We start from the raw sequence: 21173 nt of genomic DNA, 5'->3' as shown, positions 1-21173 counted from the left end.
GACCGTCGGTGCCCTGAAGAAGGCCGAATTTACCCAGGGACGGCTTCACATCGTTATTGGCCTGCTTTTCGGGGCGGCGGGTGGAAGGCGCGGGCGGCCGGTCCGGCACACCGCGACGGTCCGCCGGCGTCCGGCGGGTAACACCGGAACAACGACGCCACGGAATGACGCCCTCCGATTGAGCGCAATGCGTTTCCCGGGGCGCCTTTCCCGCACGGGAAGTGAGGTGCCGTCAGCGTGGCGGCGCCGGGCGCCGCCCTCCGGCCGGTCTCCTCGCCCGGGGCCCGCTGGACACCCTCCCCCCATCGGCGGCGCCGTGCAACGGCGGTTCCCGGCCACCGCCCCGACCGCCCCGATGCCCTGTTCGGCAACAAAAATCACGGTGCGAAAGGCCGCAAAAGTGGTGGAGTAGACCTCTGCCCCCGATCTCGGCCGGAGCCACCCTCAGTGATCGCGTTACGATCCCTATAGTGGCTGGATCACGGGCCTAGCGGTCGTGCTACACGGGGGGTAACACAGCCATGCCAGAAGACCGTTCCATACCTCGCGCAATCAAATACTCCGTACTCCGACCGCTCCTGGTCATCACCGACAGTGGCCGGATCGTAGGGGTTCACGGCCCCCGGCAGCGCACCATTCTGACCATGCTCATCCTGGCGTGGGGGCGTGTCGTATCGGTCGACAGCCTGGTCGACGCGGTATGGGGCGACGAGCCCCCCGCCACGGCCCGGACGCAGGTGGCGATCTGCATCGGGGCGCTGCGGAAGTCCTTCAAACAGGCGGGTGTCGAGGGCGATGTCATCCTGACCACCCATCCCGGCTACCGGCTGGAGACCGCCGGCAGCGCTCTCGACGCCCTGCGGTTCACCTCGCTCGTCGCCGACGCCGCCGCGCACGTCAAGCAGGGCCGCCACGAACAGGGCCGCGCCCTCTACCGGCAGGCGCTCGACCTGTGGAAGGGGCCCGCGCTCGCGGGGGTCACGGGGCGTCCGGTCGAGGACGAGGCGACCCGGCTCGACGAGCGGCGCTACGCGGCCTACGAGGCCTGGTCCGAGGTCGAACTCGCCCTGGGCCACCACCAGGAAATCATCTCCGAGCTGACCTCGATCGCGAACAGCTCCCCGCTGCACGAACAGCTCCGGTACAACCTCATGCTCGCCCAGTACCGCGCCGGTCTACGGGCCGAGGCCAGCGAGGGATTCCGGATGTGGCGGCGGAACTTCGTCGAGGAACTCGGCCTGGAACCGAGCGTGGCAATAAAGGAATTGCATGCCTCCATTCTTCAGGATGATCCCGGTCTCACTCTTCCGGTCCAGGTAAAGCCCCTGGTGGTTCCCGCCCAACTGCCCCCGGACGTCGACCTTTTCCAGGGCCGGTCGGCGGAACTCGGGAAACTCGACCGGCTGCTCGGCGAACAGGCCCCGCGGATGGGGCTCATCACCGGAGTGGCCGGGGTCGGCAAGACCGGGCTCATCGTGCACTGGGCGCACAAGGTCGCCGGGGAATTCCCGGACGGGCAGCTCTATGCCGATCTGGCGCAGTACGACGGCCGGGAGCCGGCGTTCGTGGCGGGTGCGCTGCTGGGACGTTTCCTGCGGGCGCTCGGGGTGCCCGGGGACCAGATACCGTCCGAGCCCGCCGAACTCGCCTCGCTCTACCGCAGTGTGCTGGCCGACCGGAAGTCGCTCATCGTCCTCGACAACGTTCGCACGATGAGCCAGATCACGCCGTTGCTGCCGGGCAGCGGCCGCAGCTGTGTGCTGGCCGCGAGCCGGGAGCAGCTCGCCGCCGACTCCGGCACGGTACGGGTCGACCTGGGGCTGATGGCCTCGCACGAGTCCCAGACCCTGATCACCAAGATCGCCGGTGCGGACCGCGCGGCCTCGGAGAAGGCCGCGGTCAACGAGCTCTGCCGGCTGTGCGACGGGCTGCCGCTCGCGCTGCGGATCGCCGCGGCCCGGCTGGTCGCCAAGCAGCACTGGTCCGTCCAGCACCTGGTGGACCGGCTCCGCGACGAGCACCGTCGGCTCGATGAACTCAGCACCGGCGGCCTGGAGGTGCGCGCCAGCTTCGCGCTCAGCTACCGCGGTCTGCCCGAGCAGGTGGCCCGGATGTACCGGCTGCTCGGGCTGCTCGACGTACCGGACTTCCCGGCGTGGGTGGGCGGCGCGCTGCTCGATGTCCCGACGGCCGAGGCCGAGGACATGATCGAGCGGCTGGTCGACGCCCATCTGCTCACCCCGGTCGGCAGCGACACCACCGGCACCATGCGCTACCGCTTCCACGACCTGCTGCGGCTCTACGCCCGGGAGCGGGCCGAGTCCGACGAGGCGGAGGAGGGGCGGCACGCCGCGCTGTACCGGGTGTTCCGCACGTACCTCACGCTGGCCGAGCAGAGCCACATCCGGGAGTACGGCGGCGACTTCGCGATCATCCACGGGACGACGCCGCGCCGGCACCTGGACGCACCGCTCGTCGGCAGGCTGCTGCGCTCGCCGCTCGACTGGTTCGAGGCCGAGCGCCCGTCCCTGGTGGCGTCGATCCTCCAGGCCTGTGTGCTGCGGATGGAGGAGCTGGCCTGGGACCTGGCGATGTCCAGTGTGGTGCTGTTCGAGACGCGCAACTACTACGACGACTGGCGCTCCGTCAGCGAGAAGGCACTGGCGGCGACCCGGAACGCCGGGAACGTCCGCGGGGAGGCGGCGATGTGCTACCAACTCGCCTCCGTGGAGATGTTCCAGCAGCGCTTCGACGCCGCCATGCCGCTCTTCACCCGGGCCTTCCAGCTCTTCGACAGCGTGCGGGAGGTGCACGGCCGCGCGCTGACCCTGCGGAACATGGCGATCACCGACCGGGTACAGGGCGGTCTGCGCTCCGCCATGAGCCGGCTGGACGAGGCGCGCAACACCTTCCGGGTCGTGGGTGACGCGTCCGCCGAGGCGCACACCCTCAACCAGATGTCGCAGATCGAGCTGGAGTGGGGGAACCCGGACGCCGCGGTCCGGCTCTCGCTGGAGGCGGTGCGGATCGCCACCGCCCTCGGGGAGACCCGCGGCGCCGCCCAGGCGCTCAACCGGCTGGCCGCCGCCTATGTGAAGCAGCGCCGGTTCGAGGCCGCCAAGCAGTCGTACGACGGGGTGCTGCGGATCGTACGCAGCAAGGGCGACACCCGGGGCGAGGCGTACGCGCTGATGGGTATCGGCGAAACCCTGGTGGCGTCGGGCCAGTGCGTCGAGGCCGAGAGCATTCTGACGGACGCCCTGGAGATCGCGGAGCGGGTCGACGACCTCTTCCTGCTCGCCAAGGTCCATCTGGCGCTGGGCAGTTGCAGCCAGCAGCTGAACCAGCTCACCCGGGCGAGCCAGCATCTGCTGATCGCGCGCAACACCTTCCACGAGATCGGCTCCGTGTGGGGTGAGCTGCAGGCGAGCGCTGACATCAGCCGGCTGTCGGCCGAGGCGTGCGGGGGACGGCCGCTGCCGGGGCGGTGAGCGGGGGTGCGGCCGGACCCCGGCCCGGACGCCGGCCGGTGCGTGCGCGCCGATAACGCACGGAAAACGGTGCCGGTTAGCGTCCGCTGCCGTTCGAGCCGGCACCACGATAGAGGTTCAGATGACTGTGCGCGACAAGAGCGTGCGCGACGAGTCCGTGCGCGATGAGATCGCCGTCCCGGATGCCGACGGCAGCAACGAGCTGTTCGACTGGATCGGCAGGATGCGGTCCGCGCATCCCGTGTGGCAGGAGGGGGACGGGCCGTATCACGTCTTCCGCTACGAGGACGTCCAGCGGGTCGTCTCCGACCCGAAGACGTTCTCCAACGACTCCAGCCGGGTCATGCCCCATCTGAAGCCGCTGACCGAGGGCCACATCAACTCGATGGACCCGCCGGACCACGGCAAGCTGCGCCGGCTGGTCAACCAGGCCTTCACCCCGAAGACGGTCGCCGGGCTCGGACCCCGCATCGTGTCGGTGACGAAGGAGCTGCTGGCCGGGGTCGACGCGGAGCGGTTCGACCTGGTGGACGTGCTGACGTACCCGCTGCCGGTGATCGTCATCAGCGAGCTGCTGGGGGTGCCGGCGTCGGACCGGGATCTGTTCCGGGTGTGGGCGGACCGGTTCATCGCGCTCGGCGACCAGCCGATCGCGCCGGAGGACTTCGTCGCCACGTTCCAGGACGCGACCCGCGAGATGGACGCGTACCTGCTGGAGCACTGCCGAAAGCGCCGGACGGACCCGAAGGACGACCTGATCAGCAAGCTGGCCACCGCGGAGATCGACGGGGAACGGCTCACCGACGACGAGGTCGTCAAATTCACCGGAATTCTCTTCCTGACCGGCCATCTCACGACGACGCTGCTGATCGGCAATGCCATGCAGTGTCTGGACAGCCATCCGGACGCCTATGCAGAACTCCGCGCGGACCGCTCGCTGATTCCGTCCGCGATGGAGGAAGTGCTGCGATTCCGTTCGCCTTTCACCACCGTCAGCCGGGTCACCGTGACCGATGTCGAGGTGGGCGGCCGGCTCATTCCGGCGGACCGGATGGTCACCCCGTGGGTGATTTCGGCGAACCATGACGAGGCGCAGTTCCCGGACGCGCACCGCTTCGACATCCGGCGCACGCCCAACCGGCACATCGCCTTCGGCCGCGGCGGGCACTTCTGTGTGGGTGCCCCGCTGGCCCGCCTGGAGGCGGAGGTGGCGCTCAACGCCCTGCTGGACACCTTCGCTGAGCTGCGCGTCGACCGGGACCGGCCGGTGGCCTATCACGCCCGCGGAATGTACGGCGCGAAGAATCTTCCGATGACGGCCCGGCGACACTGATATAGATCACGCGCTTCCCGATAACGAAGTAAAAATCCTCCTGTCTAACTTCTCTGCGTGAATCAGCCCACCCGCCCTTCTGCGGCCCGTTCACGAACAACAGGAGTCACAGCGTGATTAATTCAGTGGTCATTGTCGGCGGCGGCACTGCCGGTTGGATGAGCGCCTCGTACCTCAAGGCGGCCTACGGTGACCGCATCAACGTCACTCTGGTGGAATCCGACCGCGTCGCGACCATCGGTGTCGGGGAGGCGACCTTCAGCACGGTCCGGCATTTCTTCGACTATCTCGGCCTGGACGAGCGCGAATGGATGCCGGAGTGCTCCGGTTCGTACAAGCTGGGAATCCGGTTCGAGAACTGGCGGCAGCCGGGGCACCACTTCTACCACCCGTTCGAGCGGCTGCGGACCTCCGACGGCTACACCCTGGCCGACTGGTGGCTCCAGGAGGGCGACCGCAGCGAGCCGTTCGACCGGTCCTGCTTCATCACGCCGGCGCTGTGCGAGGCCAAGCGCTCGCCGCGGCTGCTGGACGGCTCGCTGTTCGCGGGCGGGCTGGACGGCTCGCTGGGCCGCTCGACGCTGGAGGAGCAGCGGGCCCAGTTCCCCTACGCGTACCACTTCGACGCGGCCCTGCTGGCGAAGTACCTGACGAAGTACGGCACCGACCGCGGTGTCCGGCACGTCGTCGACGACGTGACCGAGGTGGCCCGCGACGAGCGCGGCTGGATCAGCCATGTCGCCACCCGTGAGCACGGTGACCTCGCCGGTGACCTGTTCATCGACTGCACCGGCTTCAAGGGCATGCTGATCAACGAGACCCTGGACGAGCCGTTCGAGTCCTTCCAGGACGTGCTGCCGAACAACCGCGCCGTCGCGCTGCGGGTCCCGCAGCCCGACCAGGCCACCACCGGCATGAACCCGTACACCACCGCGACCGCGATGGACGCCGGCTGGATCTGGAACATCCCGCTGTTCGGGCGGAACGGCAACGGCTATGTGTACTCCGACGAGTTCTGCACCCCGGAGGAGGCGGAGCGCACCCTGCGCAACCACGTCGCGCCCGGGCAGGACGACCTGGAGGCCAACCACATCCGGATGCGCATCGGGCGCAACCGCCGCTCGTGGGTCAACAACTGTGTGGCCATCGGTCTGTCCAGCGCGTTCGTCGAGCCGCTGGAGTCCACCGGCATCTTCTTCATCCAGCACGGCATCGAGCAGCTGGTGAAGAACTTCCCGGACGAGCGCTGGGACCCGGCGCTTGCCGACGACTACAACAGCCGCGTCGCCGAGGTCCTGGACGGGGTCAAGGAGTTCCTGGTGCTGCACTACAAGGCGGCGCAGCGCGAGGACACCCCGTACTGGAAGGAGGCCAAGACCCGGGCGCTGCCGGACGGGCTCGCCGAGCGCCTCGCGATCGGCTCCTCGCACCTGCTCGACGAGCGCACCATCTACCAGCCGTACCACGGCTTCGAGCAGTACTCGTGGATCACCATGATGCTGGGCCTCGGCCACGAGCCGGCGCGCCCGCGCCCCTCGCTCGCGCACATCGACCCGGCGAACGCGCGCGCCGAGCTCGCGCGGCTGCGGGCGGACGCGGACGAGCTGGTCGCCGCCCTGCCCAGCTGCTACGAGTACATCGCCTCCCTCAACAGCTGAGCCACCGGGCTCACTTCCGCTGCCGGCGCCCCTGCCCCTGTCCCCCCGGCGGGTACGGGCGTCGGCGCTTCACCTGCCCGTGCGGCACGGGAGCCCGGGGCGGGCCCCGTGCCGGCCGGCACCCCAACCGGAGGACGACCTCAATGGCTAGCCTTCCCCCACCCCCGTCCGCGCCGGACACGGCCACCCGCCCGGTGCCGGCCGACGCCTTCCGTTCGCTGATGGGCGCTTTTCCCACCGGCGTCGCCGTGATCACCACGTACGGGGCGGACGACCGGCCACGCGGGCTGACATGCAGTTCGCTGTCGAGCGTGACCACCGCGCCGCCGACCCTGTCGGTGTGGCTGACCACCCGTGGGGAGACGCTTCAGGCGCTGCGCGAGTACGGCGCCTTCGCGGTGAATCTGCTGCACGACCGGGGGGAGCGGGCCGGGGAGGTGTTCGCCCGCCCGGTCGCGGACCGGTTCGGCCAGGTCGGCTGGCGGCCCTCGCCGGACGCCGGGCTGCCGTGGCTGGCCGATGACGCGTTCGCGGTCGCCGAGTGCCGGGTGACGCGGCTGGTCGAGGTGAGCGACCACACCCTCGTGCTGGGCGCGGTCACGGGGGTCACCCAGCAGTCGGGGACGCCGCTGCTGTACGGGGCCCGGGGGTTCGCGTCCTGGCCGGGCGGCGAGGTACCCGCCGCGCCGCTCGCTTTCGGTACCCCGGTGTCGTCATGCTGAAGATCGGTGCGGGCGTCGTCCTGCTGCTCGCCGCCGTGGTGCTGTGGTGGGGCCGGCTGGGCTCCGGGGGCTCGTCGGCCGAGGTCGACACCACGGCCCGGTTCCTGCTCGCCGTCATGGTGATCATTCTGCTCAGCCATCTGCTGGGTGCGCTGCTGAGCCGGCTCGGGCAGCCGCTGGTGATCGGGGAGATCCTGGGCGGGCTGCTGCTCGGCCCCTCGCTGCTGGGCTGGGTGTGGCCGTCCGGGCAGGCCTGGCTGCTCTCCCCCGAGGTCGTCTCCGCCCTCAACACGGTGGCCCAGCTCGGGCTGATCGTCTTCATGTTCCTGCTCGGCTGCGAACTGCGTCTGGAGAACCCGAAGAAGGCCCTCGGGACGGTCGGGGTGAGTGTGCTCGGCGCGATGGGACTGCCGTTCGTGGCCGGGCTGGGGCTCGCCGCGGCCGCCCCCGAGATGCTGCGCGGCTCGACCCCGCACGCCCTCGGCTACCTCTGCTTCTTCGGGCTGGCGCTGTCGGTGACCGCGCTGCCGGTGCTCGCCCGGATTCTGACCGACCTGCGGCTGGACCGCACCCCGGTCGGCCAGTTCGCGCTGGCCAGCGCGGCGGTGGGAGACGGGATCGCCTGGCTCGCGCTGACCGTCATCCTCGCGGCGACCGGGTCCGGCGACGCCATCGGCATGGGCAGCACCATCGCTCTGGTGCTGGCCCTGGTGGTGTTCACCGTGCTCGTGGTGCGTCCGCTGCTGGCGACCGCGGTGCGGCGGGCGGAGCAGCGGCCCGGCAAGGGGACGCTGCTGCCGCTGCTGCTGGTCGGCGCGATCAGCTACGCCGTGCTGACGCATCTGCTGGGGCTGCACGCGGTCATCGGGGCATTCCTGTTCGGGACGGCGATCCCGCGGGACTCCACGGTCACCGACCGGATGAACCAGCAGTTGCAGGGCTTCACGCTGACCGTGCTGCTGCCGCTGTTCTTCGCCGGTGTGGGGCTCAATGTCTCGGTCGGCGCGCTGGGGCGGGACCCGTGGCACTGGCTGGTGCTCGCCGGGGTCGTGATCGTGGCGACCCTGACCAAGCTCGTCGGTGCGGGCGGCGCCGCCCGGCTCATGGGGCATCCGCCGAAGGAGTCGCTGCGCTTCGGCGCGCTGATGAACTGCCGCGGGGTCACCGAGCTGGTGGTGGCCGGGATCGGCTGGCAGCGCCATCTGATCAGCACGACGGGCCTGACGGTGCTGGTCCTGATGGCCGTCGGCACCACCGCGATGACCGGCCCGATGCTCAAGCTGCTGGGCACGAAGCCGCCGGAGCCCGCGCCGGGCGGCGCCGACGGCTCCCCGGGCGCCGCCACACGGGGCGCTCCGGTCCGGGCGGACGCCTGAGCCCGGGGTGACCCCCGGCATGCAATAAGCCCTGCAATAGCCCCCGCAATAAGCCATGCGAGAGGTCACGCAAGGGCCCGTGCAATACGGACTATCGCCGGTCACCGACGGCGCGATATCTGGCCAATAAGCCGCCGCCCTACCGTCTTGTTCGCTCATGAACAGCACCGGTTCGTGAGAACAACCGGCTTGGCCCCAAAGGAGGTTGCGGTGTGATGGCTGCGGACCGCGCATTCTGGCAAAGAGTTCTCGGCGGCGGGTTCACACCGCTGCCCCGCTGGTCGGGGACGCCGGCGGACCTCCCCGCCGTACACCGCACCGCGATTCCGGCCGGCCCCGCCGGAGAATTGCTGCGCCGGTCGGAACGGCAGGGCCTTTCCCCGGACACCCTGCTGCTGGCCGCTCATCTGCGGGTGCTGGCAGCGGTGACCGGTGACTCCGCCGTGGTGACCGGATTTCTGCCCGAAAAGGCCACGCGGAAAAGCCCGTTGCCGCTGCGGGCCGCACTGTCCGGCGGTTCCTGGGCGGAGCTGGTCACCGAGGCCGCCGGGCTCGCGGACGAGGTCCAGGGGCATTCCGTGACGGACCTCGACGCGCTGCGTGCCGGGACCGGGCGGACGGCGCCGCTGTTCGACACCGTCCTGGTCGCCGGGCGGGCGGCCGGTCCCGAGGACCTGACGGACGGCACCGTGCTCGCCGCCGGGCTGGCCCGGACCGGCGGCCGGCTGGAGCTGGTGCTGAGCCACCGGCAGAGCGCCGTGGACGAGGCGCAGGCCGGCCGGTTCGCCGGCTATCTGCTCGCCGCGCTGGCCGAGGTGGCCGAGCGGCCCGACGCGGACCACCAGGAGTGGACCCCGGTGCCGGAGCGGGAGGTGGCGCAGCAGCTGACGGAGTTCGCGGGCCCGTACCGGGAGCTGCCCGACCGCCGGGTGCACGAACTCTTCGAGGACCAGGTGCGGTTGCGGCCGCACGACATCGCCGCCGTGCACGGCACCGAGTCCTGGAGCTACCGCGAGCTCAACGAGCGCGCCAACCGCGTCGCCCACGCACTGCGCGACGGCGGACTGCGCGACGAGGACGTGGTCGCGGTGGTCACCGGGCGCACGCTGCACTGGCTGGTCGCCGTACTGGCGGTCTTCAAGGCCGGCGGTGTCTATCTGCCGGTGGAACCGCACTTCCCGGCCGACCGGATCACCGGCATGCTGGAGCGCGCCGGCTGCCGCCGGGTGCTGACCGAACGGGACGCCTCCGCGGGCCTGGCCGAGGCGCTGACCGCGCTGCCCGGGGTGCGCGCCGAGCAGCTGGAGACCCTGCTCGCCGGGGACCACCCGGTCACCGACCCCGGTGTCCCGGTGGCCGCGGGCCAGAGCGCGTACATCTACTTCACCTCCGGTTCGACCGGTGCGCCCAAGGGCGCGGTGTGCGAGCACGCGGGCTTCCTCAACCATCTGCTCGCCAAGATCGACGACTTGGAGATCGCCGAAGGCCGGGTGGTCGCCCAGACCGCTCCGCAGTGCTTCGACATCTCGCTGTGGCAGCTGGTGGCCGCACTGGCCGTCGGCGGCCGTACGCTCATCATCGGGCAGCCGGACATCCTGGACACCGCGCGCTTCCTCGACACCCTCGCCACCGGCGGCGTCGAGGTGCTCCAGGCCGTGCCCTCCTACCTCGAAGTGGTACTGACCGAGCTGGAGCGCAGCCCGCGTGCGCTGCCCCGGCTGCGCCATGTGTCGGCGACCGGCGAGGCGCTCAAGAAGGAGCTGGTGGAGCGCTGGTTCGCCACGTTTCCCGACGTCGCGCTGGTCAACGCGTACGGCCTGACCGAGACGTCCGACGACACCAACCACGAGGTGATGCGCCGGGTGCCGGAACAGGCCTCGGTGCCGCTGGGCCGCCCCGTCGCCAACGTCCGTATCCATGTGGTCGACGAGCGGCTGCGGCCGGTGCCGCTGGGCTCGCCGGGCGAGATCCTCTTCTCCGGCGTCTGCGTCGGACGGGGCTACGTCAACGACGAGGAGCGCACCCGCGCCGCGTTCCTGCCCGACCCCCTGCTGCCCGGTGAACGCAGCTACCGCTCCGGCGACTTCGGCCGCTGGCTGCCGGACGGGCGGCTGGAGTTCCTCGGCCGCCGGGACGCCCAGGTCAAGATCCGGGGCTTCCGGATCGAGATCGGCGAGGTGGAGAACCAGCTGCTCCGGGTGGCCGGGGTGCGGGACAGCGCCGTCGTCGTCACCGGCGAGGGCGAGGGCCGGCAGCTGGTGGCCTTCCACAGCGGCGAGAAGCTGTCCGACGCGCAGCTCCTGGAGTCGCTCGGCGCGGCGCTGCCCGGCTACATGATCCCCAGCCGGTTCCGCCGGCTCGACGCACTGCCGCTCACCGCCAACGGCAAGATCGACCGCAAGGCGCTGACCCGGCTCGCCGCGCAGGAGGAGTCCGCCGGCGACGGCGCGGACCTGCGCACGGACACCGAACGGCGGCTCGCACAGCTGTGGTCCGGGGTCCTGAAGGTGCCGGCCGGCCGGATCGGCCGGACCTCCCATTTCTTCGACAGCGGCGGGACCTCGCTGTCCCTGCTGCGGCTGGCGATCGCGCTGGACCGTGCGCTGACGCCCGCCGAACTCCAGCAGCACCCTGTTCTCGCGGACTGTGCGGCGTTGCTCGACCGCCGGGCCGCCGGGGCTCCGAATCCAGGAAGGCAGCCAGTTGACAGCCACGTGTGACGGCCCGGCCGTATCCGAAAACCTCGGCGACGGCGTCGAGTTGGTCCTCGCCGAAGGCCGGACCCCGGTCCTGCGGGTGCCCGGTCCGGACCTCCCCGGCGAGACCGTGCGCGCCCTGCTCGGCCGGCACGGCGCCCTGCTCGTCCGGGGCCTGGGCCTTACCGCACCGGCCGATCTGGGCCGGGCCGCGGCGGCGCTCGGGGTGACGCCGATGACCGAGCGGGAGGGCTTCACCGGCCGGACCGACTTCGGCGACGGGGTGTACGGCGCCTCGGAGTGGCCGGCCGACGAGCCGATGTGCATGCACCACGAGCGGAGTTACGGCGACGAGGTGCCCGGTATCGCCCTGTTCGGCTGTCTGACGGCGCCCCGCTCCGGCGGTGCGACCGCGGTGGCCGACGCCCGGACGGTGCTGGCGGCGCTGCCCGCGGACCTCGTGGCGCGCTTCGAGCGGGACGGCTGGCGGCTGGCCCGCAACTACCGCGACATCGGCGTGAGCTGGACCGCATCGTTCGGCACCGACGACGCCGGGCAGGTCGAGGCGTACTGCCGGGCACACGCCCTGGAGCACACCTGGCTGCCCGACGGCTCGCTGCGCACCGTGCAGCACCGCGCGGCGGTGGTCCGCCACCCCGCCACCGGCGAGCGGCTCTGGTTCAACCAGATCGCCTTCCTCAACGAGCTGACCATGGACCCGGCGGTGCGCGAGTACCTGGTGTCGCTGTACGGGCCCAACGCGCTGCCGTTCACCACCTTCCACGGCGACGGCGAGCCCGTCCCGGCGCAGGTCGTCGAGGTCATCAACGAGGTGTACACGGCGGCGACCGTGCGGGAGCCGTGGCAGGCGGGCGATCTGCTCGTGGTCGACAACCTGCGGACGGCGCACAGCCGCGAGGCGTACGAGGGCGACCGCGAGATCGTCGCGCTCTTCGGCGACCCGGTGCGCCTGGCCGGGCACGTCCTGCCCGCCGCCGGCTGACCGGCCGGGCCGGTCCGGAAACGACCGGCCCCTCCCCCTCCTCTACGGTTCCACGGAGCTTCCCATGCCCCAGCAGCACGCCGCGCCTTCGTTCTCCGTCATCTCCGGAGCCCAGGTGCACCAGGTCCTCGACGCGCACCACCAGGGCGTCGTCGACCTGATCGAGACGGCCTACCGGCTGCACGGCGGAGGCGAGACGGTGAACCCGCCGTCGTACTTCCTCCGCTTCCCCGACCGCCCGTCCTCCCGGATCATCGCGCTGCCCGCCTCGATCGGCGGCGAGCTGCCCACGGACGGCCTGAAGTGGATCTCCAGCTTCCCGGAGAACGTCGAGGCCGGCATTCCGCGCGCCTCGGCGGTGCTGATCCTCAACGACCCTGCCACCGGCTACCCGCTGGCGTGCCTGGAGAGCTCCATCATCAGCGCCGCCCGCACCGCGGCGTCCGCGGCGCTCGCCGCCGACCGGATCAGCGCCGGCCGCGGCGGCCGGCCGGCCCGGATCGGCTTCTTCGGCGTCGGGCTGATCGCCCGCTACATCCACACCTATCTGGCGCGCACCGGCTGGCGGTTCGACGAGATCGGGGTGCACGACCTGTCGGCGGCGCACGCGGGCGGCTTCGCCGACTACCTCCGGGAGTCCGGCGAGCCCGGCACGGTCACCGTGCACGGCTCCGCCGAGGAGCTGATCCGCTCCTGCGACCTGGTGGTCTTCGCGACCGTCGCGGGCACCCCGCATGTCACCGAGCCCGGCTGGTTCGCGCACAACCCGCTCGTGCTGCATGTCTCGCTGCGGGATCTGTCGCCCGAGGTGGTGCTCGGCGCGGCCAACTTCGTGGACGACGTGGAGCACTGCCTCAAGGCGGACACCTCGGTGCACCTGGCCGAACAGCGGGTGGGCCACCGGGACTTCCTCGACGGCACCCTGCACGACGTCCTGACCGGGAAGGTGCAGCCGCCCGCCGGCCGGCCGGTGATCTTCTCCCCGTTCGGCCTGGGGGTGCTGGACCTGGCGCTCGGCCGGCATGTCTACGAATCCGTGAAGGAATCCGGCGAGCTGCGGGTCGTCGACGATTTCTTCCACGAGATGCGCCGTTACGGCTAGGGCGGGAGGCCACCCGTGCCGACTATTTCGGCTCCCCAGGAATTCAACGAGGAAGACCTGTACGTCGATCTCGACGCCGTCCTCGGTATCCCGCTGCACCTCAAGTGCGAGGGCTTCAATTTCACCGGGTCGGTGAAGCAGAAGGCCGCACGGGAAATGGTCGAGGCCGCCGAGGAGGCCGGGCAGTTGTCGCCCGGTTCCGTCCTGGTGGAATCCTCGTCCGGCAATCTGGGCGTCGCGCTGAGCGTCATCGCGGCCAGCAAGGGCTACCGCTTCGTCTGCGTCACCGACTCCCGGTGCAATCTGGCCTCCAAGCGGCTGATGGAGGCGCTCGGCGCCACCGTCCACACCATCACCGAGCCGGCGCCCGAGGGCGGCTTCCTCGGCGCGCGGATCGCCCACGTACGCCAGCTGTGCGCGGAGGACTCCCGGTACGTCTGGCTCAACCAGTACGTCAACCCCGCCAACTGGCGTGCGCACTACCGGCACACGGCGCCCGGCATCCACCGGAGCCACCCCGGCCTGGACGTGCTCTTCGTCGGGGCGGGAACGACCGGGACCCTGATGGGCTGCGCCCGCTGGTTCAAGGAGCACCGGCCCGGGGTCCGCATCGTGGCCGTGGACAGCGTCGGCTCGGTCGCCTTCGGCCACCCGCCGGCGCCCCGGATGATCCCGGGCCTGGGGTCCGGGGTCCGCCCGGCGCTGCTGGACGAGGACTACGTCGACGACGTGGTGCTCGTCCCGGAGCCGGACACCGTGCGGATGTGCCACCGGCTGGCCGCGCGCGGCTTTCTGTTCGGCGGCTCCACCGGGACGGTCGTCAGCGGCGCCGACCGCTGGCTGTCCGGGCACGGCGGGCGGACGGGGCTCTCCTCGGTCGCCCTCTCGCCCGATATGGGCGAGCGCTATCTCGACACCGTTTACCACACCAACTGGGTGCAGGGCGTCTACGGCGAGGACACCCTCCGGCCCGCGCACCCCAGCCCTGAGACGAGAGAGGCACTACGATGACCAACCCGTTCGAGGACGCCGAGGGCCGCTACCTGGCGCTGGTCAACGACGAGGGCCAGTACTCCCTCTGGCCGGCGTTCGCCGAGATCCCGGACGGCTGGAAGGCCGCCCTGCCGGAGACCGGCCGCGCCGAGGCCCTGGAGTACATCGCCGCGCAGTGGACCGATATGCGTCCGCTGAGTCTGGTCCGTGCGATGGAGGGCTCCGCCGGTACCGCGAAGGCGGCCTCCTGATGACCGTGACCCTCGATACCGGGGCGGCGGCGCGGGTCACGTCGCTCACCCCGGACGAATCCGTGGCGGCGGAGCAGGCCGCCCGCCGGGTGGTGGCCTCCGGTGCCGCCCTGGTGGACAGCGCCGACTGGGTCGATGCCGCGCGTTCCGGCTGGTCGGAGCTGCCGCTCGGGCTGCGCCGGCCGCTGCACGACTTCCGCCGTGACTCCGGGCGCAGCGGCGTGCTGCTGCTGCGCGGTCTGCCGGTGGACGAGGCCGCGCTGCCGGACACCCCGTCCGGCGCCGGTTCCGTGCAGCGGGCGGGCTCGGTCTCGGCCGCGGTGCTGACGATGGTGGCCTGCGGTCTCGGCGACCCGGCCGCCTTCCGGCCGGAGAAGACCGGCGCCCTGGTCCAGGACGTGGTGCCGGTGCCGGGGAAGGAGGAGTTCCAGGGCAACGCGGGCTCGGTCCTGCTGACGTTCCACAACGAGAACGCCTTCCATCCGCACCGCCCCGACTTCGTCATGCTGCTGTGCCTGCGCGCCGACCACGAGAAGGTCGCCGCACTGCGCACCGCCGGTATCCGCGCGGCGATGCCGCTGCTGAGCGAGGAGACCCGGGCGGCGCTGGCCGCACCGGAGTTCGTCACCGCTCCCCCGCCGTCCTTCGGCGGGTCGGACGGCGGCACCGAGCCGCACCCGGTGATCTTCGGGGCACCCGAGGACCCGGATCTGCGGATCGACTTCGCGGCCACCGAGCCGGTCACCGACCGGGCCCGCCGGGCGATGGACGAGCTCGGCGACGCCTTCGAGCGGACCGGCCAGAGCACGGTGCTGGCCCCCGGCGATCTGGCGATCGTGGACAACCGGGTCACCACCCATGGGCGCAGCGCCTTCCAGCCGCGCTACGACGGCCGCGACCGCTGGCTTCAGCGCACCTTCGTCCTCACCGATCTGCGCCGCTCCCGCGGGTCCCGGTCCGGAGACGGTTACGTCCTTGACTGACAGCCTCCGTACCGCAACTCCTGAAAGGACCCGGCACCCATGACCCCTGCCATCCGGATCGAGAATCTGGCGAAGAACTTCGGCAGTACGGCCGCGATCCGGGGGGTCAGCCTGGAGGTTCCGGCCGGCCGGGTGCTCGGACTGCTGGGCCCCAACGGCGCCGGCAAGACCACGCTGGTGCGCATGGTCTCCACGCTCATCCGGCCGGACAGTGGGCGCATCCTGGTGCACGGGCACGATGTCGTGCGCGAGGCCGCCAAGGTGCGCCCGCTGATCGGACTCACCGGCCAGTACGCCTCGGTGGACGAGGACATCTCCGGCTGGGAGAACCTCTATCTGATCGCCCGGCTGTTCAATCTGCGCGGGCGCAAGGCCAGGGCCCGCGCCGACGAAATGCTGGAACGCTTCAGCCTCACCGAGGCCGGCAAACGGCCCGTCGGCGGCTACTCGGGCGGCATGCGCCGGCGGCTCGACCTGGCGGCCAGCCTCACCGGCGACCCCCGCGTCCTGGTCCTCGACGAACCGACCACGGGCCTCGACCCGCACAGCCGCAACAGCCTCTGGGCGGAGGTGAACCGGCTCGCGGAACAGGGCACGACCGTGCTGCTCACCACCCAGTACATGGAGGAGGCTGAGGCGCTCGCCGACGCCCTGGTGGTGATCGACAGCGGCCGGGTCATCGCCTCCGGCTCCACCGCCGAGCTGCGGGCGCGCCTGGGCGGCCAGATGCTCCGCATCCAGCCCGAGAAGCCCGGCGATCTGACGCGGATCTGCCAGGTCCTGGTGACGGCGGGCCACACCGAGGCGACCGTCATGACGGACGAGGGACGGCTCCAACTGCCCCTCACCGGCGGGGGAAGCCAGCTCACCGCCGTGGTCCGCACCCTCGGCGAGACCGGTATCCCGCTCGCCTCACTGGACACCCATATCCCGAGCCTTGACGAGGTCTTCCTCAAGCTCACCGGACCCGCGGCTGCCAGGGAACCCGTCGCCGCTAGGAGCGCGGCATGAGTTCACTGGTACGTCACTCGCTGGCGCTCTCGCGCCGCAATCTGCGCAAGTCGCTGGCCAGCCCGGGGCAGGTGCTGGACACCGCGCTGATGCCGGTGGTGCTGTCGGTCATCTTCATCTATGCCTTCGGCGGCGCGATCGCCGGCAACAGCGCGGACTACCGGCAGTATCTGATGCCGGGAATCATGGCCCTGAACCACACCATCGTCTCCCGCACCGCGGGCATCGCGCTCAACACCGATTTTTCCTCCGGGGTGATGGACCGCTACCGGTCGATGCCCGTCGCCCGTTCCGCGGTGCTCATCGGCCGGGTCTCGGCCGACTCGGTCCGGCTGCTGATCAGCCAGCTCGCGGTGTTCGCCTTCGCCCTGCTCATCGGCTTCCGCGCGGACAACGGCCTGCTGCCCACCCTCGCCGCCTTCGGTCTGCTGCTGCTGTACGGCATCGCGCTGTGCTGGGTGAACGCCTTCATCGGCCTGGCCGCCCGCAGCATCGACACGGTGCAGAGCGTGAGCACCATCGCCATGCTCCCGCTCCAGTTCGGCAGTTCGGTCTTCGTCGCGCCCAACACCATGCCCGACTGGCTACGGGTCTTCGTCGAACACAACCCGATGACCCTGGTCGTCGACGCCTCCCGCAACCTGATGATCGGCGGCCCGGTCGCGGCCTCCGCCCAGGGCGCCCTGCTGTGGATCGCGGGGCTGATCGCGGTGTTCCTGCCGCTGTCTGTGTGGAAGTACCGGGCTCGGACGTGAGGGGGGGCGGACGGGCCGCGCCGGCTGCCGGCCGGCGACGGCCCGCCCGCACAGGGACTACTTGCCGTCCCCGCCCTGCGGCTGCGGCTCGCGCGGGGCCTCCGGGGGCATGGGCCCGCCGTCGTGCTTGCCGCCGTCCGCCTCCATGTCCGCGGGGTGCATGAACGGGACTCCGCGCCAGCCTTCCGCGTCGGGCGTGCGCGTCTCATAGGTCTCGACAGCCAAGGCGCTCATCTACCAGCCTCCTCTTTCGCAAGGGGCCATGCCGCCGTACCGTCGAGGGCATGACCCGTAGGGCCGCAGAGGTTTTCCTCCGCGGTTGGTCACCCGTCCCGGCTGCTCGACTGTCCAGGTTCCGCCGCCGGGGCGGGAGTCTTCGGGCCGCTCATGACGCCTCTACGTGCCGATGGCCGTGGCTCCGGATCTCCCGAGCAGCAGCGCATGCTGCCGCCCAGTCGTTTCGCTTCCGCGCCTGGCTCCGCTGGAGGTCCAGGGCTCCACACACCTTGCAGCCGGGCGCCGGCTCGCCATCGAGTAGCCATCCGTCCAGCGGTAGTTCAATGGGCGGTTGGCTGTACCGAATCGGGCTGGTCATGAACCCTCCACACCGTTCGCCTCGCGCGTCATCTCGGTGACGACAACGCTAGGAAGAGGTCGGGCTCAACTCACAGTCGATTGCGCGTGATTGCAGGGCAATCACCTCAATGAGGCCATAGCCGATGTGATCAGCGCACGAGCCTTGGCACCGTAGACGGCGAGGTCGGCCAGCATGGTGAACGTGTCGGCATAGGCACCTACTTCACTGGGCTGCGTGAGTGTGAGATAGCCCGAGACAAGCTCTACGTTGACCTGAGACCTGTCGGAGATCCAGAACCCTTCCACCGGCATACGGGCCCGTCCGGTCCTGGCCGGGATCACTCCGAGGCTCACGTTGGGCAACGTGCCGACCATCAGCAGGTGCTCAAGCTGCTCCCTCTGCGTCTCGGCGCTGCCAAGGCCGTTGTGCAACACCGACTCCTCGATCAAGAAGGCGAACCGCTTCTGGCCTTCGTACAGGACCCGCTGACGGTCCATGCGAGCGGCGACAGCATCGGCTACGTCATCAATCGCGACCCGCCTTCGCTGAACGGCCCGCAAGACGTCTTCCGTATAGCTGTAGGTCTGGAGCAGTCCAGGCACAAGCCATGACGAAGCTGCCATGGATCAGACGAGCTTGTACTCCTCGTGCGGGGTAGCCCGCTCCCACACGGCTTCGAATGCCGAACTCACCAACGCGGTGACGGTTGGTTCCGTACGCCACTCTCGGTCGACGACCTCACCGACGCCGGAGAAGTAGGTGAACAGGACCGACGACCCATCAAACATCCACAGGTCGGTCCCGGGCAGCGACAGGTCCGCGGCGTTGCGGCGGGACAGCCATCGGACCTGCTCTCCGACAGCCACATTGGCGAACGTCAGATCGTGCTCATACTTGATGTAGTCGGTCACCGGCTCCGAGATGATGCGGGCTCGCCGCATGACGACTCCGCGCCTGGTTGTCTCGGTCACCAGGTCACCCCACGCCCCCCAGTAGTCCGGCAGCTTCGTCGGGTCGTTGTCGTACCGGTGCCCTGCCCGCCAACGCGCGAATTCCGGGTCGTCCGGGGTGTAGATGTCACGCATCTCCAAGTGCACCGCGGAGTGCTGCGCCTTGGCGAGTCCGTCACGTACCGGGTGCTTCACCGTCTCCTACCTCCGGTCGGGGGATGTACTGGAGCATCACGGCCGGCAACCGGATGATCGTCTCGTGATCCGGCACGTCCGTGGAGTGGCCGGGAATCGAACCGATCTCCTGACACGCCGCGACCTCGTCGTCTGTGGCCTTATAGGACTGGATCAGTAGATCTCCGCTGTCCTTGTCGAGCCAGATGGTTGGAGAGTCGTCAACTGGCGTGTTCGGAATGATTCCTAAGAAACATGCCGTCCTCCCCTGCCGACACAATTGCGCCCAATTGCACGACCATCGCCCCACCGGGGCAGGCCGTCAAGAGGGCCACCACCCCTGCGCACTTCGGCCGTCATTGCTGCTGTTCCGCGTGACTCGGGTGGTTCCTGAGTTCGATGTTCAGGTCCACAACTTTGCTCTTGTCACCCCGTGCCTCTGCCAACTGCCGCTCGTTTAGCAGCGCCTGGCAGATATCGCACTCCGCCGCGGGCTTCGGGGCGGGCCGGGGTTCGCCGAGATGTACGGGTGGGGTCAGACTGCCGGACACGACCACTCCTCTCCGTAGTGATTCCACTACCAGGAGTCCTCAGCGTGGCCTACAGTCAGGGACCATTCAACGTGTCACGTGCGGACGGAAGGACAGTGAAGGCCCTTTGAATCGCAACGACTTGAACCCGGACGCCTCCCCTGAAGCGGCCTACGGAGCGCGATTGCGCAGTCTGCGAGAGGCGCGTGGCTGGACGCAGGAGGAGCTGGGCGAACGTGCGGAGTATTCCAGTGTGCATGTTTCAGCAGTCGAAAATGGTCGGAAGCCTCCAACCCTCCGGTTCTCGCGTAGCGTGGACCGTGTCTTCGGCCTTGAGGGCACAGCGGAGTCGTTCGAGCGTGCGTACCGCGAGATCAAACACGGCAGCCTGTTGGAAGGATTTCCGGAGTACGTCGGGTACGAGGGCCGGGCAGTAGAGATCCGGCTCTACAACATTGGGACCATCCCCGGTCTCTTGCAGACACCGGAGTACGCACGCGTGCTGGCGGACAGCGCCGTGCGGCGGGGCGCCGTCGCGCCCGAACAGGCGGATGAACGTGTCGCGTTTCTGGCAGAGCGTCAGGCGGCGCTGGAGCGGCCACGGCCGCCCATGGTGTTTGTGACCCTGGACGAAAGCTGTATTCGTCGGCCGGTCGGCGGCTCCACTGTCATGGACGCGCAGTTGGCGCGGCTGGTCGAGTTTGCTGACCTTCCGAACACGCTGTTGCAGGTGGCGCCGTACGACATAGGGGAGCGCCGCACGTTTGACCTGCCCGTCAACCTCTTGACGCTGCCGGACCGGTCCCTGGTTTGCTACGCCGAATCTCAGGCGCAAGGAAACCTGGACCGGGAAAGTACCTCCGTGGTGCCCATGTTGACGGCATACCATCAATTGCAGGCCGAAGCACTATCGCAGGCGGCATCCGTGGCCATGATCGAGCAGGTACGAAAGGGCACCCCGTGACAACCGACTCCCCCCGCTGGTTCAAGTCCTCCTACAGCAACCCAGCGAACGGCGGCGACTGCATCGAGGTTGCCGCCAATATCCCGGGCGTCGTTCCCGTCCGTGACAGCAAGGCCCCGCACGGCCCGGCGCTCACCTTCACCGCGAACGGCTGGTCGTCGTTCGTCGCCGCCGTCAAGGGTGGGGAGTTCCCTGCCTGAACCCATAGCAGACCCTGAGGCCGAAGCGCTGTGGCAAGCGGCAGCCGTGGCGATGATCAGCAGGTTACGAAAGGGCACACCGTGACGACCGAATCCCCCCGTTGGTTCAAGTCCTCCTACAGCGGTAACGGTGGCCAGTGCATCGAGGTCGCCGCCAACATCCCCGGCGCCATACCCGTCCGCGACAGCAAGGACCCCAACGGCCCGGCGCTCAGCTTCTCCGCGAACGGCTGGTCGTCGTTCGTCGCTGCCGTCAAGGGTGGGGAATTCCCCGCCTGAACCCGCAGCAGACCCTGAGTAACCGGCCCTCGCCACACGGCGGGGGCCGTTGTCATGTCGGCAGACCTCCGCCCTCGCGGAAAACCCCAGCTCAGCAAGCGAAATGGCTTCAATAGCGCACTGAA

19 protein-coding genes and 1 pseudogene are annotated in these 21173 nt (G+C 70.0%); 16 read left to right on the top strand and 4 right to left on the bottom strand.

Translation table 11 applies throughout. The annotated features are described in order from the left end of the window. The first annotated feature begins 521 nt into the window (after positions 1–521). The 13 genes from ACFW5B_RS13445 (at position 522) to ACFW5B_RS13385 (ending at position 17374) form a co-directional block, all read left to right on the top strand. Positions 522–3491 (top strand): BTAD domain-containing putative transcriptional regulator, encoded by a 2970-nt coding sequence (locus tag ACFW5B_RS13445; protein ID WP_386437919.1) that lies wholly within the window; start codon positions 522–524, stop codon positions 3489–3491. A 121-nt stretch (positions 3492–3612) separates the two neighbouring features. Next, complete coding sequence (locus ACFW5B_RS13440; RefSeq protein ID WP_386437916.1) at positions 3613–4824, top strand: cytochrome P450; 1212 nt, start codon at positions 3613–3615, stop codon at positions 4822–4824. A gap of 113 nt (positions 4825–4937) precedes the next feature. Then, a complete protein-coding gene (locus ACFW5B_RS13435) occupies positions 4938–6482 on the top strand; it encodes a tryptophan halogenase family protein (RefSeq protein WP_386437913.1) in 1545 nt (514 codons plus the stop codon). Between the two features lie 143 nt (positions 6483–6625). Then, on the top strand, positions 6626–7204 hold the full coding sequence (locus tag ACFW5B_RS13430) for a flavin reductase family protein (protein ID WP_386437910.1): 579 nt from the start codon (positions 6626–6628) through the stop codon (positions 7202–7204). Beyond that, a complete protein-coding gene (locus ACFW5B_RS13425) occupies positions 7198–8580 on the top strand; it encodes a cation:proton antiporter (protein ID WP_386437907.1) in 1383 nt (460 codons plus the stop codon). Before ACFW5B_RS13430 ends, ACFW5B_RS13425 begins: the two co-directional genes overlap by 7 nt. A gap of 215 nt (positions 8581–8795) precedes the next feature. Then, positions 8796–11300, top strand: a complete 2505-nt coding sequence (locus ACFW5B_RS13420) for an amino acid adenylation domain-containing protein (RefSeq protein WP_386437904.1) — start codon at positions 8796–8798, stop codon at positions 11298–11300. Next, positions 11284–12279, top strand: a complete 996-nt coding sequence (locus ACFW5B_RS13415; RefSeq protein ID WP_386437901.1) for a TauD/TfdA family dioxygenase — start codon at positions 11284–11286, stop codon at positions 12277–12279. Before ACFW5B_RS13420 ends, ACFW5B_RS13415 begins: the two co-directional genes overlap by 17 nt. Before the next feature lie 64 nt (positions 12280–12343). Next, on the top strand, positions 12344–13381 hold the full coding sequence (gene sbnB / locus ACFW5B_RS13410) for a 2,3-diaminopropionate biosynthesis protein SbnB (RefSeq protein WP_386437898.1): 1038 nt from the start codon (positions 12344–12346) through the stop codon (positions 13379–13381). Between the two features lie 15 nt (positions 13382–13396). After that, positions 13397–14392, top strand: coding sequence for a 2,3-diaminopropionate biosynthesis protein SbnA (gene sbnA, locus ACFW5B_RS13405; protein WP_386437896.1), 996 nt, complete (start codon positions 13397–13399; stop codon positions 14390–14392). After that, positions 14389–14625: an MbtH family protein gene (locus ACFW5B_RS13400; RefSeq protein WP_386437893.1), complete on the top strand. Its 237-nt coding sequence runs from the start codon at positions 14389–14391 to the stop codon at positions 14623–14625. The genes sbnA and ACFW5B_RS13400 overlap by 4 nt, the downstream gene beginning before the upstream one ends. Then, positions 14625–15608: a TauD/TfdA family dioxygenase gene (locus tag ACFW5B_RS13395; protein WP_386437891.1), complete on the top strand. Its 984-nt coding sequence runs from the start codon at positions 14625–14627 to the stop codon at positions 15606–15608. The genes ACFW5B_RS13400 and ACFW5B_RS13395 overlap by 1 nt, the downstream gene beginning before the upstream one ends. 39 nt (positions 15609–15647) lie before the next feature. After that, positions 15648–16619, top strand: a complete 972-nt coding sequence (locus ACFW5B_RS13390) for an ATP-binding cassette domain-containing protein (RefSeq protein WP_386437888.1) — start codon at positions 15648–15650, stop codon at positions 16617–16619. Continuing rightward, positions 16616–17374 carry an ABC transporter permease gene (locus ACFW5B_RS13385; protein WP_386437885.1) on the top strand — a complete coding sequence of 253 codons (759 nt, stop codon included), beginning with the start codon at positions 16616–16618 and terminating at the stop codon, positions 17372–17374. The genes ACFW5B_RS13390 and ACFW5B_RS13385 overlap by 4 nt, the downstream gene beginning before the upstream one ends. Positions 17375–17431: 57 nt before the next feature. Here ACFW5B_RS13385 and ACFW5B_RS13380 read toward each other — a convergent pair whose 3' ends face one another. The 4 genes and pseudogenes from ACFW5B_RS13380 to ACFW5B_RS13365 all read right to left on the bottom strand — a co-directional run bounded on the left by ACFW5B_RS13380 (position 17432) and on the right by ACFW5B_RS13365 (position 19355). Then, the gene (locus ACFW5B_RS13380; RefSeq protein ID WP_235468077.1) at positions 17432–17608 is read right to left on the bottom strand and encodes a hypothetical protein; all 177 of its coding nucleotides are present in this window, start codon (positions 17606–17608) and stop codon (positions 17432–17434) included. Positions 17609–18070: 462 nt separating this feature from the next. Then, positions 18071–18565 (bottom strand): annotated as a pseudogene (locus ACFW5B_RS13375) (DUF5753 domain-containing protein); the annotation flags it as partial. Between the two features lie 12 nt (positions 18566–18577). Continuing rightward, complete coding sequence (locus ACFW5B_RS13370) at positions 18578–19096, bottom strand: DUF6879 family protein (protein WP_386437882.1); 519 nt, start codon at positions 19094–19096, stop codon at positions 18578–18580. Then, positions 19077–19355, bottom strand: coding sequence for a hypothetical protein (locus ACFW5B_RS13365; protein WP_386438267.1), 279 nt, complete (start codon positions 19353–19355; stop codon positions 19077–19079). Before ACFW5B_RS13365 ends, ACFW5B_RS13370 begins: the two co-directional genes overlap by 20 nt. 377 nt (positions 19356–19732) lie before the next feature. On the opposite strand from ACFW5B_RS13365, the gene ACFW5B_RS13360 reads away from it, so the two are divergent. The 3 genes from ACFW5B_RS13360 (at position 19733) to ACFW5B_RS13350 (ending at position 21048) form a co-directional block, all read left to right on the top strand. Next, the gene (locus ACFW5B_RS13360; RefSeq protein ID WP_386437879.1) at positions 19733–20569 is read left to right on the top strand and encodes a Scr1 family TA system antitoxin-like transcriptional regulator; all 837 of its coding nucleotides are present in this window, start codon (positions 19733–19735) and stop codon (positions 20567–20569) included. Further along, positions 20566–20769, top strand: coding sequence for a DUF397 domain-containing protein (locus ACFW5B_RS13355; protein WP_386437877.1), 204 nt, complete (start codon positions 20566–20568; stop codon positions 20767–20769). Before ACFW5B_RS13360 ends, ACFW5B_RS13355 begins: the two co-directional genes overlap by 4 nt. Positions 20770–20850: 81 nt before the next feature. Continuing rightward, complete coding sequence (locus ACFW5B_RS13350) at positions 20851–21048, top strand: DUF397 domain-containing protein (protein WP_386437874.1); 198 nt, start codon at positions 20851–20853, stop codon at positions 21046–21048. Positions 21049–21173 lie beyond the last annotated feature (125 nt).

It is taken from the genome of Streptomyces sp. NPDC058773, assembly GCF_042746015.1.
Classification (GTDB): domain Bacteria; phylum Actinomycetota; class Actinomycetes; order Streptomycetales; family Streptomycetaceae; genus Streptomyces.
Note: the sequence above shows the minus strand (reverse complement) of the source record. Positions and strands in the feature narration are given on the sequence as shown.